The organism is Pinisolibacter sp. DMC100, from assembly GCF_056313705.1.
Genome location: NZ_JBQUZT010000001.1, coordinates 1659216 through 1676504 on the forward strand (window position 1 = coordinate 1659216; position 17289 = coordinate 1676504).

General features: G+C 70.1%; 17 protein-coding genes and 1 pseudogene. 8 read left to right on the top strand and 10 right to left on the bottom strand.

From position 1 onward, the window contains the following. Nucleotides 1-7: 7 nt before the first annotated feature. Together ACT541_RS07675 and ACT541_RS07680 are read left to right on the top strand one after the other, a co-directional pair. On the top strand, nucleotides 8-2146 hold the full coding sequence (locus ACT541_RS07675; protein ID WP_476135599.1) for a 4Fe-4S binding protein: 2139 nt from the start codon (nucleotides 8-10) through the stop codon (nucleotides 2144-2146). Beyond that, on the top strand, nucleotides 2143-3168 hold the full coding sequence (locus tag ACT541_RS07680) for an FAD:protein FMN transferase (protein WP_476135601.1): 1026 nt from the start codon (nucleotides 2143-2145) through the stop codon (nucleotides 3166-3168). Before ACT541_RS07675 ends, ACT541_RS07680 begins: the two co-directional genes overlap by 4 nt. Before the next feature lie 16 nt (nucleotides 3169-3184). Here the strand turns inward: ACT541_RS07680 and ACT541_RS07685 are convergent, their stop codons facing one another. From ACT541_RS07685 to pedF, 4 genes are all read right to left on the bottom strand, one after another. Then, the gene (locus ACT541_RS07685; RefSeq protein WP_476135603.1) at nucleotides 3185-3865 is read right to left on the bottom strand and encodes a response regulator; all 681 of its coding nucleotides are present in this window, start codon (nucleotides 3863-3865) and stop codon (nucleotides 3185-3187) included. A gap of 101 nt (nucleotides 3866-3966) precedes the next feature. Further along, nucleotides 3967-5745 carry a PQQ-dependent methanol/ethanol family dehydrogenase gene (locus tag ACT541_RS07690; RefSeq protein WP_476135605.1) on the bottom strand — a complete coding sequence of 593 codons (1779 nt, stop codon included), beginning with the start codon at nucleotides 5743-5745 and terminating at the stop codon, nucleotides 3967-3969. Nucleotides 5746-6022: 277 nt separating this feature from the next. Further along, nucleotides 6023-6883 carry a substrate-binding periplasmic protein gene (locus ACT541_RS07695; RefSeq protein WP_476135606.1) on the bottom strand — a complete coding sequence of 287 codons (861 nt, stop codon included), beginning with the start codon at nucleotides 6881-6883 and terminating at the stop codon, nucleotides 6023-6025. Nucleotide 6884: 1 nt separating this feature from the next. Further along, on the bottom strand, nucleotides 6885-7364 hold the full coding sequence (gene pedF, locus ACT541_RS07700; protein WP_476135607.1) for a cytochrome c-550 PedF: 480 nt from the start codon (nucleotides 7362-7364) through the stop codon (nucleotides 6885-6887). A gap of 224 nt (nucleotides 7365-7588) precedes the next feature. Between pedF and ACT541_RS07705 the strand changes: the two genes are divergently transcribed. Then, nucleotides 7589-8776: an ABC transporter substrate-binding protein gene (locus tag ACT541_RS07705; RefSeq protein ID WP_476135608.1), complete on the top strand. Its 1188-nt coding sequence runs from the start codon at nucleotides 7589-7591 to the stop codon at nucleotides 8774-8776. Nucleotides 8777-8854: 78 nt separating this feature from the next. On the opposite strand, the gene ACT541_RS07710 is transcribed toward ACT541_RS07705, so the two are convergent. From ACT541_RS07710 to ACT541_RS07720, 3 genes are all read right to left on the bottom strand, one after another. Continuing rightward, complete coding sequence (locus tag ACT541_RS07710; protein WP_476135609.1) at nucleotides 8855-9247, bottom strand: c-type cytochrome; 393 nt, start codon at nucleotides 9245-9247, stop codon at nucleotides 8855-8857. 160 nt (nucleotides 9248-9407) lie between these two features. Beyond that, nucleotides 9408-10229: an ABC transporter permease gene (locus tag ACT541_RS07715; protein ID WP_476135611.1), complete on the bottom strand. Its 822-nt coding sequence runs from the start codon at nucleotides 10227-10229 to the stop codon at nucleotides 9408-9410. Next, nucleotides 10226-10993 carry an ABC transporter ATP-binding protein gene (locus ACT541_RS07720; RefSeq protein WP_476135613.1) on the bottom strand — a complete coding sequence of 256 codons (768 nt, stop codon included), beginning with the start codon at nucleotides 10991-10993 and terminating at the stop codon, nucleotides 10226-10228. Before ACT541_RS07720 ends, ACT541_RS07715 begins: the two co-directional genes overlap by 4 nt. Nucleotides 10994-11279: 286 nt before the next feature. On the opposite strand from ACT541_RS07720, the gene pqqA reads away from it, so the two are divergent. The 5 genes and pseudogenes from pqqA to pqqE form a co-directional block, all read left to right on the top strand. Then, nucleotides 11280-11357 (top strand): pyrroloquinoline quinone precursor peptide PqqA, encoded by a 78-nt coding sequence (gene pqqA, locus ACT541_RS07725; protein WP_476136062.1) that lies wholly within the window; start codon nucleotides 11280-11282, stop codon nucleotides 11355-11357. A gap of 29 nt (nucleotides 11358-11386) precedes the next feature. Beyond that, a complete protein-coding gene (gene pqqB, locus ACT541_RS07730) occupies nucleotides 11387-12301 on the top strand; it encodes a pyrroloquinoline quinone biosynthesis protein PqqB (protein WP_476135615.1) in 915 nt (304 codons plus the stop codon). A 5-nt stretch (nucleotides 12302-12306) separates the two neighbouring features. Beyond that, nucleotides 12307-13080 carry a pyrroloquinoline-quinone synthase PqqC gene (pqqC, locus tag ACT541_RS07735; RefSeq protein WP_476136064.1) on the top strand — a complete coding sequence of 258 codons (774 nt, stop codon included), beginning with the start codon at nucleotides 12307-12309 and terminating at the stop codon, nucleotides 13078-13080. 1 nt (nucleotide 13081) lies between these two features. Next, nucleotides 13082-13363, top strand: a complete 282-nt coding sequence (gene pqqD / locus ACT541_RS07740) for a pyrroloquinoline quinone biosynthesis peptide chaperone PqqD (RefSeq protein WP_476135616.1) — start codon at nucleotides 13082-13084, stop codon at nucleotides 13361-13363. Then, a pseudogene (gene pqqE / locus ACT541_RS07745) lies at nucleotides 13360-14442 on the top strand (pyrroloquinoline quinone biosynthesis protein PqqE); the annotation flags it as partial. The gene pqqD and the pseudogene pqqE, both read left to right, overlap by 4 nt. A gap of 247 nt (nucleotides 14443-14689) precedes the next feature. Here pqqE and ACT541_RS07750 read toward each other — a convergent pair. Genes ACT541_RS07750 through ACT541_RS07760 form a run of 3 tightly spaced genes read right to left on the bottom strand, consistent with a single transcriptional unit; the run spans nucleotide 14690 to nucleotide 17172 of the window. Next, complete coding sequence (locus tag ACT541_RS07750; protein ID WP_476135617.1) at nucleotides 14690-15403, bottom strand: ABC transporter ATP-binding protein; 714 nt, start codon at nucleotides 15401-15403, stop codon at nucleotides 14690-14692. Next, on the bottom strand, nucleotides 15378-16181 hold the full coding sequence (locus tag ACT541_RS07755; protein WP_476135619.1) for an ABC transporter permease: 804 nt from the start codon (nucleotides 16179-16181) through the stop codon (nucleotides 15378-15380). The genes ACT541_RS07750 and ACT541_RS07755 overlap by 26 nt, the downstream gene beginning before the upstream one ends. Further along, nucleotides 16168-17172, bottom strand: a complete 1005-nt coding sequence (locus tag ACT541_RS07760; protein ID WP_476135620.1) for an ABC transporter substrate-binding protein — start codon at nucleotides 17170-17172, stop codon at nucleotides 16168-16170. Before ACT541_RS07760 ends, ACT541_RS07755 begins: the two co-directional genes overlap by 14 nt. Between the last annotated feature and the right edge of the window lie 117 nt (nucleotides 17173-17289).

A 17289-nucleotide genomic window follows, 5' to 3' on the forward strand; every position in this document is an offset into this window, starting at 1 on the left:
ACGAAACATGCCTCGGGAAAGAGACGGACGACGCGGGCGAGGCCGCGCGTCGGTCGGTCGTGTCCTGCGCGCCGTGATCGCGGTGGTGGCCCTGCTCGCCGCCGCCCTCGTCGCGCCGTCGGCGCGGGCCGGCGAACTCGGCCGCGAGGAACTGGCGGGGCGCCTGTCGCCGCCCTTCGTGCTCGGTGAGCGTGAACCCGATCTGCCGGTCTGGCCGGTCTTCCGCGCCGAGGGCGGCCGCGACAGGCTCGCCGGCTATCTCTTCGAGAGCGCCGATCTCGCGCCGATGCCGGGCTTTTCGGGCACGCCGCCGAACCTCCTCGTCCAGCTCGACGCCGACGGCCGCTTCCGCCGCGTCTCGGTCGTGTCGCAGCACGAACCGGTCTTCGTCGACGGTCTCGGCCAGGAGCCGCTCGACCGTTTCGTCGAGCAATATGCCGGCAAGTCGCTCGCCCAGAACGTCAAGGTCGGCCCGCCGCGCGCCGACAGGCCGCGCGCCGGCGGCACCAATGCCCGGATCGACGGCATCGCCAAGGCGACGGCGTCGGTCCGCATCGTCAACGAGAGCGTGCTCGCCGCCGCCCTGATCGTCGCTCGCGCCCGCCTCGGCATGGCCGGCGGCGCCCGTGGCCCGGCGGCTCGACCGAGCGACCGGTTCGAGCCGAAGACCTTCGCCGAGCTCGAACGCGACGGCCTCGTCGCCCGCGGCGTCTTCCGCGAGAAGGACGTCGAGGCCGCCTTCGCCGGCACGTCGGGCGCCGGCCTCGACCCGGTCGCGCGCGCCACGCCCGACGCCGTCCACGCCGACCTGCGCGTGGCGCTGCTGAACGTCCCGACGGTCGGCGTCAACCTCCTCGGCCGGGCGCGCTGGCAGCATCTGCTGGAGCGCCGGCCCGGCTCGCATCTCCTCTTCGTCTCGATGGGTGGCCGTGCCCGGCCCTTCGACGACGGCTGGGTCCACGGCGCGACACCCGACGTCTTCCGTCTGTCGCAGGACGGGCTCGCGCTCGATCTGAAGGACGTCGTCTACGAGCACGACCTCGCCGCCCCCGACGCGCCGAGCGATCCCTTCGTGGTGCTCGAGGTCTTCGAGGGCGCCGGCTTCGACCCCGGCCGCCCCTTCGAATTCGCCCATCGCATCGTCCGCGAGAAGGGGCAGGTCTATCCCGAGCGCATCCCCGCCGACGTCGCCCTGACGGTGAAGTGGCCCGAGAAGTGGTTCGAGGCCGGCGTGGAATCGACGGAAGCCACCGGCTGGCGCTCGATCTGGGTCGATCGCCGTGCCGATCTCGCGGTGCTCGGCGCGTCGCTGGCGCTGCTCTTCGTCGTGCTGACGATGCAGCCGAGAACCATGCGCCGCCCGCGCCTCGTCGCGGCCTTCCGCTGGGCCTATCTCGCCTTCACCCTGGTGGTGATCGGCTGGATCTTCCAGGCGCAGCTGTCGATCGTCACCCTCGGCGGCCTCGTCAAGGCGGTGCTCGTCACCCACGACTTCGTCTTCCTCCTGTGGGATCCGCCGAGCCTCGTGCTCTGGGCCGTGGTGATCGTCACCGCGATCGTCTGGGGCCGCGGCACCTTCTGCGGCTGGCTCTGCCCCTTCGGTGCGCTGCAGGAGTTCGTCGCGGCGATCGGCACCCGGCTGCGCCTTCCGCGCCTGCGCGTGCCCGAGCGGCTCGACGCGGAGCTGCGACGGCTGAAGTATCTCGTGCTCCTCGGCTTCGTCGCGGTCGCGGCCTTCGCGCCGGGAAAGGTCGAGGTCGCCGCCGAGGTCGAGCCCTTCAAGACGGCGATCACGCTGATCTTCCAGCGCGCCTGGCCGGCGGTGCTCTGGGTGGTCGTGCTGCTCGCCGCCAACCTCTTCGTCTACAAGGCCTTCTGCCGCTGGCTCTGCCCGCTCGGCGCCTTCGTCGCGGTCCTCGGCCGGCTGCGCCGCTTCGACTGGATCGCCCGGCGGGTCGAATGCGGTTCGCCCTGCCGGCTGTGCGAACGCACCTGTCGCTACGGCGCCATCGCCCGCGACGGTGTGATCGACTACGCCGAGTGTTTCCAATGCATGGACTGCGTCGTCGTCCACGAGGACGCCAAGACCTGCGTGCCGCTGGTTCTGGCGGCGCGCCGGGCGACGCGCGAGGAGAAGGCCGCATGAGATCCGATCGATCGACGAAGCCGTCGCGGCGCGACGCCCTCGCGCTCCTCGCCCTCGGCGCGACCGGTGCCGGCGCGCTCGGCGTCGCTCTGGCCGGGGAGGGGCGGGAGGCGCCGGTCGTACGCCGTTCCGGCCTCGCCTTCGGCACCACGGTCTCGGTTGCCGCGGTCGACGACGGCCGCGGTGCGGCCGGGTTCGCCCGCGTCTTCGACGACGCCTTCGCCGCGATCCGTGCGGTGCAGAAGGCGGCCGATCTCTTCGATCCGAAGTCCGAGCTCTCGCGCCTCAACCGCGACGGTCGGCTCGAGGCGCCTTCCGTCGACCTCGTCGCGCTGGTCGATCATGCCCTCGCTCTGGCGCAGGCGAGCGACGGCGCCTTCGACCCGACGGTGCAGCCGATCTGGCGGGCATGGAGCGACGCCGACGGCCGCCCCGACGAGGCCGACCTCGTCCGTGCCCGCGCACTGGTCGACTTCCGCGCGGTGCATCTTTCCGAAAGCGAGATCCGTTACGAGCGCGCCGGCATGGCGATGACACTGAACGCCTTGGCGCAGGGTCATGCCGCCGACCGGGTGGCGGCGGTCTTGCGCGATCACGGCATCGCCGACGCCTTCGTCGACACCGGCGAGATCGGCGTCCGTGGCCGCCGCGCAGCCGGCCGGCCGTGGCGGGTCGGGGTCGAAGAGGCCCATGCCCGCGACCGGCTGATGGGGCGGATCGCCGTCACCGACGCCCGTTTCGTCGCGACCTCGGCCGACGACCGGACGTTCTGGCGGCCGGACTTCTCCGAGCACCACATCGTCGAGCCGTGGTCGGGCCATTCGCCGCGTGGCGTGGCGGAAGTGGTGGTGACGGCCGCCTCCGGCCTCGTCGCCGACGGTCTGTCGACCGCGCTGATGGTCGTCGGGCCGGGTGAAGCGGGACGTCGTCTCGTCGCCGCGGCGGGTGATGCAGGCGCGCTGGTGATCGCAAAGACGGGCGAGACGACGGTGCTCGGCGCCTTCCCGACGCTCGAGGGCTGAGCGGGGAGGGGAGGCCTCAGCGCCGCGCGAAGGCCGTCGCCGGGTCGGGCATGAACTTGTCGAAGTCGATGCGCGAGGCCTCGATCACGGCTTGCGTGCGCGACAGCACGCCGAGCTTCCTCAGCACTTCCGAGACATGCGCCTTGACCGTGGTCTCGCCGACCTCGAGCTCGTGGGCGATCTGCTTGTTGAGCTTGCCCTGTCGCAGCATCTGCAGGACGCGCATCTGTTGCGGCGTCAGTGTCGACAGGCGTTCCATGAAGTCGGCGGTGTCGCGATCGAGCACCCGCGGCGCCTCTCGCTCGAACCAGTCCGGCAGATAGACCGAACCCGACAGAGCGGTGGCGATGGCCGAGGCGAATTCCGCCTTGCGCGCCGCCTTGGAGACGAAGCCCGAGACGCCGTAGGACAGCACCTCGCGCACGATGCGCGGATCGTCGAGGCCGGAGACGACGAGGACCGGCAGCCGCGAGAACTGGGTTCGCAGCAGCAGCAGCCCGTCGAACCCGGTCGTTCCCGGCATCGACAGATCGACCAGTGCCAGATCGTAGCCGCGTCGCAGCCCGGTCAGCATGTTCACCGCCGCGTCGATCCCGGTCGCCTCGTGGATCTCCACCTTGTGGTAGATCGAACGGATGGTGACCTGCATGGCCTCGCGGAAGAGCGGATGGTCGTCGATGATCAGGAACTTGAGCATGGCTTTCGTCCGAATGGCGGGGGCGCCGGTCGAAAACCGGCGCCGCCCGCGGTCTGTCGTGATCGGCCGCGGCGCTGACCCCGCCGCGACCGATCACCGGGTCACTTCGCGGCGAGCTGCTTGGGCAGCCGGAAGGCCCAGAGCGATCCACCCTGGGAGATGTGCTTGACGGTCTTGGCGACCTCGCCGCCCCACAGCGGAACCGCGCCGCCCCAACCGGAGACGATGCCGACCCACTGCTCACCGTCCTGTTCCCAGGTGACGGGCGAACCGACGATGCCGGATCCGGTGTTGAACTTCCAGAGCTCTTCGCCGGTTTCCGCATCGAAGGCCTTGAGATAGCCCTCGGGCGTGCCGGTGAAGACCAGTCCGCCGGCGGTGGTCAGGACGCCGCCCCACAGCGGCGCCTTGTTCTTGTATTCCCACTTGATCGCGCCGGTCGCCGGATCGATCGCCTTGAGCGAACCGATGTGGTCCTCGAAGATCGGCTTGATGGTGAAGCCGGCGCCGAGATAGGCCGCGCCCTTCTTGTAGGCGATGCCCTCGTTCCAGATGTCCATGCCCCACTCGTTGGAGGGGACGTAGAACAGGCCCGTCTGCTTCGAATAGGCCATCGGCATCCAGTTCTTGCCGCCGAGGAACGACGGCACCGAGAAGACCGACTTGCCCTGCTTCTCGCCCGTCGCCGCCTTGGAGGGATCGCCCGGACGGTTCTCCTCGACGTAGATCGGTCGGCCGTTCGAATCGATGCCCTTGGCCCAGGTGATGTTCTTCACGAAGGGATAGGCGTTGAGGAACTTACCGTTGGTGCGGTCGAGGACGTAGAAGAAGCCGTTGCGGTCGGCGGTGGCGGCCGCCTTGGTGACCTTGCCGTCCTTCTTCAGGTCGAAGGACACGACCTCGTTGACACCGTCGAAGTCCCAGCCGTCGTGCGGCGTGGTCTGGAAGCCCCACTTGATCTCGCCGGTGTCGGGATCGAGCGCCAGGCGCGACGACGACCACTTGTTGTCGCCGGGGCGGGTGTAGGAGTTCCACGGCGCCGGGTTGCCGGTGCCGAAGAAGATCGAGTTGGTCTCGGGGTCGTAGGTGCCGCCGAGCCAGGTGGCGCCGCCGCCGGTCTTCCACATGTCGCCCGGCCAGGTCTCGTTCTGCTTGCCGGTCATGGTCGAGGGCTTGCCGTCGAGCATGCCCATGTGACCTTCGATCACCGGACGCGACCACACGAGTTCGCCGGTGTCGGGGTTGCGCGCCTCGACGCGGCCGACCACGCCGAATTCACCGCCCGACAGGCCGGTGACCAGCAGCGGACCCCGCTTGGAGGGCACGATCAGCGGCGCGGCGGAATAGGAATAGCCGGCGTCGTATTCGTCGATCGTCTTGCGCCACAGAACCTTGCCGGTCATGCGGTCGAGCGCGACGAGCTTGGCGTCGAGCGTGCCGAAATAGATCTTGTCGCCGAGGATGGCGGCGCCCCGGTTGATCACGTCGCAGCAGGGCAGAATGCCTTCCGGCAGCCGCGCCTCGTGCTCCCACACCTTCTCGCCGGTCTTGGCGTTGACCGCCCAGATGCGGCTGTAGGAGCCGGTGACGTAGATCATGCCGTCGTAGATGATCGGCTGCGATTCCTGGCCGCGCTGCTTCTCGCCGCCGAAGGAGAAGGCCCAGGCCGGGGTCAGGCTCTTGATGTTGGCCTTGTTGAGGGTCGCCAGCGGCGAGAAGCGCTGGCCCTGCGTGCCGATGCCGTAGGTCAGGACGCTCTTGGTCTGATCCTGATCCTTCATCAGGTCGTCGATCGTCGGGCCACCGGCATGGCCCGGAACGGTCGCCGCCAGCAGCGCGACGCCGCTGACCGTCGCGAAACACAATGCGCGCAGATCCATCTGATTTTTCCTCCCGTGCCTCCGGCCGCTCCGCGAGGGACGGCCGGATGAATTCTTCTGATTGGATTATGCGACTGCGATCCTAATCGGGGGTACTGCGTATTCTTATTGCCAATAGGTACAAACTCGCCGCATTCCGTCTGTTGCGCTGCAGTATTCGCGCGTCTCGCGGTGTCCGGTTCATTGTGGTTCTCGGGGCATGACGAAGTCGCGGCCGTGCGAATGCGTCGCACGACCGAGTGCTCGGCCCGATCGGGTCGGTGCCTGTGCTTGACGGTCACTCGGTCGGCGCCGACCGCGTGGTCCCCCATTTCGCATGGATCGCGGCGAGCCGGCCGTCGGCTGCGGCCTTCTCGATCGCCGCGTCGAGCGCGTGGCCGAGGTCGTTGGAGCCGACCTTGACGGCGAGCCCGATCGGCCAGGACGTGCGCACGATGCCGGGCATCGGCCATTCCTCGACGGCGACCGGGCGATCGAGCCCGTGCGACGCCCATTCGACCTGGGCCCGCGTAGCCACCAGCGCCGGCACCGCGCCGGCGCGGAAGCGTTCGGCCGCCGCGGCGAAGGTCCGCGCGCGCTCGACATTGGGGCCGAGGATGCCGTTGAAGGCCGCCGACAGCCAGATGTCGGCGGTCGAATCGAGTTCCACCGCGACCTTGCGCGAGCGGAAGATCGCGAAGCTGCGGGTGGTGATCGTCGCCGGATCGAAGGCGATCGCCATCCGCTCCTGGGCGTAGCGGCAGCAGAAGGCGACGTTGTCGTTGCGTCGCGCCAGTTCCGGGTCGAGCGGCACGTGCATCATCACGTCGGCGACCTTGCGCTCGACGATGTCGCCGCGCCAGACGTTGGCGCGCAGGTCTCCGTCGACATCTTCGCCGGCCATGCGCACCATGAATTCCGCCTTGACCCCGAGCTCGGCGGCGAGCAGCTCGCCGATCTCGACGTCGATGCCCTTCGCCTTCCCGTCCTCTTCGAAGGCCCAGGGGGCGAAGTCGCGATAGACCGAGACGACCAGCACGCCGCTTTCGCGGACCTTGTCGATCGGCCGCGCCGCCGCCGGCGCCATGGCGCCGGCCATGACGAGCGCCACCGTCGCCGCCATCCATCTCAGACCGACGAGGGGGCGAGCGCGTCTCATGTCACTTCTCGCGGGTTTCGATGTAGGAGCGGATCGCCCACATCGCCTCCTGGCTGAGGATACCCTCGAAGGGCGGCATCTTGTAGGCGCCGTTCTGCGAGAAGCCCTTGCGGATGCGGCCGAGGAACCAGACGTCGCCGTCCTTCTCGTCCTCGAGATAGCGGATGTCCGGGGCGATGCCGCCCGACACCACCTGCAGACCATGGCAGCGGGCGCAGTTGGCGGCATAGCCGTGGCTGCCGACGTCGATCGCCTTCTTGTACTGGTCGCCGCCCTTGAGGCGATAGGGGTTCTCGTTCAGCCACTCGGTGCCGACCGGATCGAGACCGGTGGTGTCGACCGCCTGGGGCGTGACGTCGCCGTGCGCTCCGGCGGGACGCGGCGAAAGCGTCGAGACGGCGAGCGCGGCGAAGGCCGCGAGGGCGATCGGCGCGAGCGCGAAGACATGACGATGCGTTCGATGGGACACGTTGCGTGTCATCGGCGAATTCCTCCCGATTACGTCGTTTTCGGTCGTCTTGCGCGACCTCTTTGATTGACTGTGATGGTAGTTTCACGGACCGGAGGACTGAATTGTCCTTTGGTGCAAAATCGATCCGGGTGACTGTCGCGAAGTCGTACCTTCGTACCAAACTGGACTGAGCACTACGGTCTGTTCATGGTGCTAGACTTGTGACGGCAAAAACAAAACGGGAGGTAGACCGCATGGCGCGCACCATCGCTGCTTCGATGCTTCTCGCCGCGACGGCCCTCGCCGGCGTGGCGTCGTCGGCGCCCGCCGCCGCGCTCGAGACGGCGCTCGCCCATGTCGAACGCCGCATCGACCCGCCCGGCTTCGAGGCCGAGACGCCGCCCTTGGCCGCGCCCGGCGGCCTCGCCGGCTCGCGTCTGGCGGTCGCCGAGATCAACGCCGCCGGCCGCTTCCGCGACCAGAGCTATCGGCTCGACGAGGTCGTGGTCGAACCCGACGGCGACTTCGCCGCCGCCGTCCGCACCGCGCTCGATCGCGGCATCCGTTTCCTGGTGGTGCGGGCCGGCGCCGAGGACACGTTGCTCGCCGCCGATCTCGCCGCCGCGCGCGGCGCGATCGTCTTCGATACCGGCAGCCCCGACGACCGGCTGCGTCGCGCCGACTGCCGCGCCTCGCTCTTCCACACGCTGCCCTCGCGCGACATGCTCGCCGACGCCGTGATGCAGTATCTCGGCAAGCGTCGCTGGTCGAAGCTGATGCTGGTCGTCGGACCCCTTCCCGAGGACCGCCTCGCCGCCGAGGCCTATCGGGCCTCCGCCGCCAAGTTCGGCCTGCGCATCGTCGCCGACAAGACCTGGGCCGACCCGACCGACGGACGGACGATCGCCCAAGAGGTGCCGGTCTTCACCCAAGGGGCCGACTACGACGCAGTGGTGATCGCCGACGAGGGCGGCGACTTCGGCCGGGCCTTTCCCTATGCCACCTGGCTGCCGCGCCCCGTGGTCGGCAGTCACGGGTTGATCCCGACCGGCTGGAACGACCGCCTGCGCGGCTGGGGCGCGGCGCAGCTGCAGGACCGTTTCGTCAAGGTCGAGCGCCGGCCGATGGATGCCTACGACTACGCCTCGTGGATCGCCGTGCGGGCGCTGGCCGAAGGGGTGACGCGGGCGAAGTCGAGCGATCCGGCCGAGGTGGCGGCGGCGCTGGTTTCGCCCGACTACGGGCTCGGCGGCTTCAAGGGCGCCAAGGCGACCTTCCGCCCGTGGAACCGCCAGATGCGTCAGCCGATCGCCTTGGCGCACGGCGAGGGCGTCGCCGCCTTCGCACCCGTCGAGGGCTATGCCCACCGCGTCACCGAACTCGACACGCTCGGTATCGACGAGCCCGAGAACCTCTGCCCGCATCCCTCGTCCCGCCCTTGAGCGGCGGGCGCGAAAGAAAGACGGCCGACCCCCTGGGGAGGGTCGGCCGAGGCGGCGCGGTCTCGCGCGGTGAGACGTTTACTTCGAGATCGAGCGCAGATAGCCGACGATCAGCTCCTGCTCGCCCGGATCGGTGACGCCGACGTGGCGCATCTTGGTGCCCGGCAGCATGTGGGTGTTGTCGGCCATCCAGGCCTTGACGGCCGTGTCGGTCCAAGTGAAGCCGGCGGCCTTCATCGCGTCGGAATAGGCGAAGCCCGGGTAGCTGCCGGCCTTGCGGCCGATCACGCCGACCAGCGGCGGGCCGTAGGACTTCTTGGCGAGATCGTCGGCGTGGCAGATCCGACAATGGGTCTCGAAGAGATGCTTGCCGGCGCCCGGCAGGCCGTCGTCGGCGCGGGCACCTGCGAGCGGGATGGCGAGAAGACCGAGCGCGAGCGTCGCTGCTGCGGTCGAATGACGGAAATCCATGTGCTTCCTCCCGTTTTTCGATGGCTCGTCGTTTCTCGACGATGTCCGTTCGTTGAGATCGAGCATACGCGGGGCGGTGCCCCCGCGCTTTCGACCTAGGTCGGAAGCCGCGATCCCGGCGGCTTCTGCTTTGGTGCAAGATGAACCGAAGTCCGGTTCATCAGGCCTTCCGCCGCATCGGATCGTAGGCGGCGACGGCGATGACGCAGGCGACGATCGTCACGCCCGCCACGACCGCGAAGGCCAGCGGCTCGAACCGGCCGTGGAGGGCGAAGCGGATCAGTTCGACCGCATGGGTGAAGGGATTGGCGAGGCAGATCGCATGGAGGAGCGGGCTCGATTCCTCGACCTTCCACAGCGGGTAGAGCGCGGACGAGGTGAAGAACATCGGAAAGATCACGAAGTTCATCACGCTGGCGAAGTTCTCGAGCTGACGGATGGCGGAAGAGAGCACGAGCCCGATCGCCCCCAGCATCGCCCCGCCGAGCACCAGCGCCGGGAAGACCGTGACATAGCCCATGAGCGGTGCCCGCACCTCCCAGGCCCAAGCAACGCCAAGGAAGACGTAGACCTGCACGACGCAGACGACGACGCCCCCGACGAGTTTCGAAAACAGCAGGAACCAGCGCGGGAAGGGGCTGACGAGCAGCGCCCGCATCGAGCCCATCTCGCGGTCGTAGACCATCGACAGCGACGCCTGCATGCCGCCGAAGAGCAGGATCATCGCGCAGAGCCCCGGCGTCACATAGACCTCGTAGGGCACGTAGGTCTTGTAGGGCGGGATGATCGACACGCCGAGCACCGAGCGGAAGCCGGCGGCGAAGACGAAGAGCCAGACGAGCGGCCTCACCAGCGCCGAGAAGAAGCGCCCCCGTTGCAGCACGAAACGGGCGAGATCGCGCCGCACGATGCCGAGGAAGCAGCGCATCCAGGCGATCGGCCGATCGGCCGGATCCTTGTCGCGGAGGGGGCGTCCGTTCATGCCGCCGTCTCCGCCGTCGCTTCGGTCAATCGGGCAAAGCCGGCGGCGAGCGATCCGTCGCTCGCTTCCAGCGCCGCGGCCGGCCCCGAGAAGCGGACGATGCCGCGATGGAGCACGACGACGTCGTCGTGCGGCATCACCTCGTCGAAGAGATGCGTCGCCCACAGCACGCCGATCCCGTCTTCGGCGACGAGACGGCGGACGAGCGCGATGAGGTCGGCGCGCGAGGTCGGATCGAGGCCGACGGTCGGCTCGTCGAGCACCAGGAGGTCGGGCGCGTGCAGCAGCGCCCGGGCGATCTCGACCCGCCGCTGCTGGCCGCCCGACAGCGCCCGCACCGGATCGCGGGCGCGGTCTGCGAGGCCAAAGCGGGCGAGCAGCGCCTCGGCCCGCGCGCGGCCCTCGCCCCGCGCCATGCCGTGCAGCGCCGCGTGGTGGGCGAGATTGCCGGCGACCGAGAGATCGAGGTCGAGCGTGCGGCTCTGGAAGACGATGCCGAGCCGGGCCAGCGCCGACGTCGAGCGGCGGCGGATGTCGTGGCCGGCGATCGCCACCGATCCGACGCGGGCGTGGAAGAGGCCGGAGATCAGCGAGACGAGCGTCGACTTGCCGGCGCCGTTCGGCCCGAGCAGCGCGACGAAGCGGCCGCGGGAGACGGTGAGCGACACGTCGTCGAGCGCCTTGCGTGCGCCGTAGGCATGCGCGACATGGGCGACCACCAGCGCCTCGTCGGCGCGGACGTCGCCCGTCCCCTCCCTCGTCATCGGCCCCTCCCGGCTCGTTGTTTTTTCGAAGGCTGCACGCATCGCCGCCGGCCGGTCAACGCCGCCGTCGTGGCCTGCCCCGGTGCCGGATCGCGCAATAGCGCCGAAGCCCTTGGGAAAGATCGCGAAATGGGCTGCGCCTCCTCCTTTCGGTCGGAACCGCGCGGGAAGCGTTGACGACGAGACGGCGCGAAGTCACCCTTTCCGTCATGCTCGCCGACCGGTCGCCTCGATGTGACCGGCAAAACAATACCGTGGCGAGCGACACAAACGGGAGGATACTCACATGCGTTGGACCAAGCCCCGCGTCGAAGAAATCTGCGTCGGCCTCGAGATCAACGGCTATTTCCCGCCGGAATACTGATCGACCACGTCCCATTGCGCGAGGCGCCCATGACCGGGCCTGCTCTTCGCGCGATCGTGTTGGGATCGGGCGCCGGCGGCGGCGTGCCGCAATGGAACTGCCGCTGCCGCGTCTGTCGCCTGGCCTGGGCCGGCGACCCGCGGGTTCGCCATCGCACGCAGTCCTCGCTGGCGGTTTCCGTCGACGGCGAGCGCTGGCTGTTGCTCAACGCCTCGCCCGATCTGCGCCGGCAGATCACCGACACGCCCGCGCTTCGTCCGCGCGGTGACGACCGGCATTCGCCGATCGCCGCCGTCCTGCCGACCAACACCGACGTCGACCACGTCACCGGCCTGCTCACCCTGCGTGAGCGGCAACCCCTGACGCTGTTCGGCACCAAGCGGACGCTCGACACGCTCGCCGCCAACCGGATCTTCGACGTCGTCGCCCATGACGTCGTTGAACGCCGCGTCGTGCCGCTCGGCGAGGCCTTCGAGCCGCTCGACGGGCTGTCGGTCGAGCTCTTCATGGTCCCCGGCAAGGTGCCGCTCTGGCTCGAGGAGGCAGAGGTCGTCACCGACGCGGAGACGGAAGGGACGGTCGGCGTGGCGATCGAGGGTGGTGGCCGGCGCCTGCTCTACGTGCCCGGCTGCGCCCGCATGACGCCGGCGCTGGAGGCGCGGATCGCCCGTGCCCATGCCGTGCTCTTCGACGGGACGCTCTTCGACGACGAGGAGATGATCCGCGAGGGGCTCGGCGACAAGACCGGCCGTCGCATGGGCCACATGCCGATGACCGGAGAAGGTTCGACGACGGAGGCCTTCGCGCACCATGTCGGCGTGCGCAAGATCTTCGTCCACATCAACAATTCCAACCCCGCGCTGATCGAGGGATCGCCCGAGGCGGCACGCGTCGCGGCCGCGGGTTGGGAGATCGGACACGACGGCATGGAGGTCGTCCCATGAACGCCATGATCACCCCGCAGCCGCCGCTCGCCGCCCCCCTGGCCGAACCGCTGAGCCCCGAGGGCCTCGAAGCCGCGCTGCGCGCCATCGGCGCCGCCCGCTACCATGATCTCCACCCGTTCCACGACCTGCTGCACGGCGGGCACCTGAACAAGGGTCAGGTCCAGGCATGGGCGCTCAATCGGTATTGCTATCAGGCGGCGATCCCGCGCAAGGACGCGGCGCTGATGGGCCGCTGCACCGATCGCGAACTGCGTCGCGAATGGCTGCACCGCATCACCGACCACGACGGTTTCGGCGAGGACGCCGGCGGCATCGAGCGCTGGCTGGTGCTGACCGACGGTCTCGGCCTGCCGCGCGACTACGTGATCTCGACGAAGGGCGCGCTGCCGGCGACCCGTTTCGCGGTCGAGGCCTATGTCCGCTTCGTCCAGGACAACACGCTGCTGGAGGCGGTCGCCTCCAGCCTCACCGAACTCTTCGCCCCGTCGATCCATCGCCGCCGCATCGACGGCATGCTGGCGAACTACGACTTCATCGACGAGAAGGTCGTCGCCTATTTCCGCCGCCGCCTCGATCAGGCGCCGCGCGACGCCGATTTCGCCCTCGACTGGGTGAAGCGCCATGCCCGGACGGCAGCCGAGCAACAGGCGGTGCTCGACGCGCTGACGTTCAAGACCGAGGTCCTGTGGGCCCAGCTCGACGCGCTGCATCATGCCTATGTCACCCCCGGTCTGATCCCGCCCGGCGCCTTCCGCCCGACGATCTCGGGGGCCTGAGATGAGCACGCCGCTCGCCCTCGTCGCCCGACCCCGCCTGCCGCGCGGCGTCAAGCTGCGGCGTGACGACGTGCGCGGCGGCTGGATGCTGCTCGCCCCGGAACGCGCCTTCCGCGTCGACGAGATCGCCGCCGCGGTGGTCGAACTCTGCGACGGCGAGCGCGACGTCCGGGCGATCGCCGCGACGCTGGCCGAGCGCTATGGCGCGCCGGCACCGGAAGTCGAGGCCGACGTCGCCGCCATGCTCGGCGATCTCGCCGCCAAGAGAGTGCTCGAGACATGACCGCCGTGGCCACGCCCTTCCGCCCCACCGCCGCGATCCCGGCGCCGATGGGCATCCTCGCCGAGCTGACCCACCGCTGCCCGCTCGCCTGCCCGCATTGCTCCAATCCGCTGACGCTCGAGCAGCGCGGCGCCGAACTAGACACCGAGACCTGGAAGCGCGTGCTCTCCGAGGCCACCGCGATGGGCGCGCTGCACGTCCACCTCTCCGGCGGCGAGCCGACGGCGCGGCGCGACATCGTCGAACTGACACGGCACTGCGCCGAGATCGGCCTCTATTCCAACCTCATCACCTCCGGCATCGGCGTCTCCGAGACGCTGTTCGCGTCGCTGGTCGCGGCCGGGCTCGATCACGTCCAGCTCTCCTTCCAGGGCGCGCGGGGCGAGACCAACGACCGGCTCGGCGGTTACGACGGCGGCTATCACAAGAAGCGCGTGGTGGCGGCGATGGTGACCGAGGCGGGTCTGCCGCTCACGGTCAACGCGGTGATCCATCGCGGCAACATCGCCGAGGTCGGCGCGATGATCGACCTCGCCCTCGATCTCGGCGCCAAGCGGCTGGAGGTCGCCCACACCCAGTATTACGGCTGGGCGCTGGCCAATCGCGCCGCGCTGATGCCGTCGCGCGCCGCCGTCGACGAGGCGATCGCGGTGGTCGAGGCCGCCCGTCCCCGGCTCGAGGGGCGGATGGTCGTCGACATGGTGATCCCCGACTATTACGCCCGTCACCCCAAGCCCTGCTCGGGCGGCTGGGGTCGGCGTTCGCTCAACGTCACGCCGTCGGGCAAGGTCCTGCCCTGCCACGCCGCCGAGACGATCCGTCATCTCGAGTTCTGGAACGTCAAGGACCGCCCGCTCGCCGAGATCTGGAGCGAGAGCCCGGCCTTCGTCGCCTATCGCGGCACCGACTGGATGCCGGAGCCGTGCTCGTCCTGCGATCGCAAGGAGATCGACTGGGGCGGCTGTCGTTGCCAGGCGCTGGCGCTGGTCGGCGATGCCGCCGCCGCCGATCCCGCCTGCCACAAGTCGCCCGCCCACGCCCGCGTCGCCGCCCTCGCCGCGGCCGAAGCCGCCGCCGAAGGTCGCGACGTCGAGATCCTCTGGCGCGGGCGCTGAGCCGGGTCGTGTCTGTCCGATGAAACTCGGATTCGTTGCCTACCGTTCGGCTTCACCCTGAGGTGCCCGGCCTCCGGCCGGGCCTCGAAGGGCGAAGTCGTCGACGGGCCGTGCCACTCGGCCCTTCGCGCTTCGAGGCCCGGCTGCGCCGGGCACCTCAGCATGAAGGGCCTCTGCAACAGGTCGATCGGTGGAGATTCGTGCGTCGGTCTCAGAACCCGAGCCCACGCAGCCGCTCGGCCTCGGCCGCGAGCCACGCGGCGTCGCGGTCCCCGCGCGGGCGCTCGATCGCCGCGCGGCGTGCGATCCGCCCCGGCGAGCCCTCCAGCCGGACGATGCGGTCGGCGACCGCCAGCGCGCTCTCGAAATCGTGCTCCACCATCACCACGGCGGTCGTCTCGTCGGAAGGGATCGCGGCGATCACGGCCCGCAGATCGCGCGTCGTCGCCTCGTCGAGCGAGGCGAGCGGCTCGTCGAGGACGAGCAGGGCGGGCTCGACCGCCAGCGCCCGGGCGAGCGCGACGCGACGCTGTTCGCCGAGCGACAGCGTCTCGGGCATGCGGTCGAACAGCCCTTCGTCGACCCGACAGCGCCGCAGCGCCGCCTCGATCCGCTCGGGTCCGGCGTCGGGCGCGGCGAGTGCCAGATTGCGGCGGACGCTGCGCCAGGGCAGCAGGCGCGGCTCCTGGAACACCATGCCGAGGCGGCCGTCGATCGGCGCCCGCGCGCCGTCGAAATCGTCGTCGAGCCCGGCGAGGATCGCGAGCAGCGTCGTCTTGCCGACCCCCGACGGCCCCATGATGCAGACGCATCTGCCCGGCTTCACCGCGAGCGACATGTCGGCGAGGACCACGCGGCGCGACGCGCCGTGGCCGTGCCGCTTCTCGCGGATGTCGAGTTCAACGACGGCGCCAGAGGGAGACATGACGTTCGAGCGGCTCCATGACCAGTTGTTCGACGACGAGGACGACGACGACGAAGGCGAGCGACCAGCCCATCACCGCGCGCAGGTCGAAGAGTTGGAAGGCGGTGTGGATCGCCGCGCCGACGCCGGTCGACCGGCCGAGGAGTTCGACGAAGAGGACGATCTTGAACACCTGCGCCAGCGCGTTCCGCGCCGCCGCCGCCGCGAAGGGCGCGAGCGCCGGCAGGATCACGTGGCGCAGACGGGTGATGCGGCCGAAGGCGAAGACACGGGCCATCTGGTCGAGCTTCGGATCGAGGCTGCGGGCGCCCTCGCGCATCGTCACCGCGACCGACGGGATCTTGTTCAGCGCCACCGCGACGATCGCCGCGGTGTCCGTCAGCCCGAGCCAGACATAGGCGAGCACCGCGACGAGCAGCGCCGGCAGGTTCAGCCCGGCGATCAGCCAGCCACCGAAGAAGAGATCGGCCCGCGGCGCACGCCCCAGCGCCACGCCGATCGCCGTGCCGACGACCATGGTCGCGGCGAAGGCGAGCGCGACCCGGCCGAGCGTCGCGCCGAGATGGCGGGCGAGTTCGCCGCTCGCCGCGATCTCGCCGACGAAGCGGGCAACCGCGGCGGGGGAAGGGAGATCGGGCGAGGCGACGACGACCGCCGCCACCTGCCAGAGCGCGACCAGCGCCGCGAGCGAGGCGAGCCGGGCGAGGGCCCGCACCGCGGTTCCCGGTTCGTCGGCGACCTCGCGCGATCGGGCGAGGGAGGTGTCAGGGACGGCCATCGCGGCGCGTCCGATAGAGCCCGGCAGGCAGTTCTGTGGCCTTGCCGACGAGTTCCGGCCCACCGGCCGCCGCCAGCGCCGCCCAGAGGATGCGAGCGTCGGCCTCCTCCTCGGCGATCGGCCGTTTCGGTCGGCCGGCGAGGAAGGTCCGGCGCAGCGCCTCGTAGGTGGCGTCGTCCTCGGCCCGCATCAGCGGGCGGATGCGCGGCCAGACGGCGGGATCCTCCATCCGCGTCGCCGTCGCCTCGACCGCGTCGACGAAGCGGTCGTAGACGGCGGGTCGCGCCGCGACGTCCTCGCCGTGGAAGAGCCAGCCGACCAGCGCCACGTCGCCCCTGGTACCGAAGCCGCGCGCCAGCTCGCCGACGCTCGCCAGCCGCCGGAAGCCCTTGGCCTCGAGCCGGGTCGACTGGGTCCAGTAGAGGAGCGCGGCGTCGAGTTCGCCGGTCTCGAGCTTGCGCGCCAGCATCGGCGGGGCGCCGAAGACCGGCTCGGCGGCGCGGGAGAGGTCGATGCCGTGGCGACGCTTCGCCTCGGCGAGGAGGATGAGCCAGCTCTTGTCGAGCGCTCCGCCGGCGACACCGATCTTGCGGCCCGAGAGATCGGCGAGCGTCCGGATCGGCGAGGCGGCGGCGACGACGATCGCGCCTTCCGAGGCCGACTGCGGCTGGAACACCGTCGGCCGTCCCTCGGCCCTACGTCGTCCCGCGAAGACGAGGTCGGAGACGATCACGTCGACCGCGCCGGTCTGGAAGGCGATCCGTGCCGCATCGTTGGAGGCGAAGGACGTCGTCTCGACCGCGACGTCGCGCGCGGTGTCGAGCCCTTCGGCGCGCATGGTCTCGACCAGCCACGACACGGTGCCGAACTCCAGCAGACCGACGCGCAGCCGATCGGCGGCCGTCGCCGGCAGGGCGGCGAGGACCAGTGTGGCGAGGGCGAACGCGAAGACGCGCGCGGCGGCCGATTGCCGCGGCGGGATGGCTGACATCGAGACTTCCTCCCCTCCGCCGGGCCGCTCGGGCGGCTCTCTTCCTGGACGGATGTCGTTCGAGCCTAGACGCGTCGCCGGCTTCGTGACATTGCCAACAGGGAGAAGATCGCGACG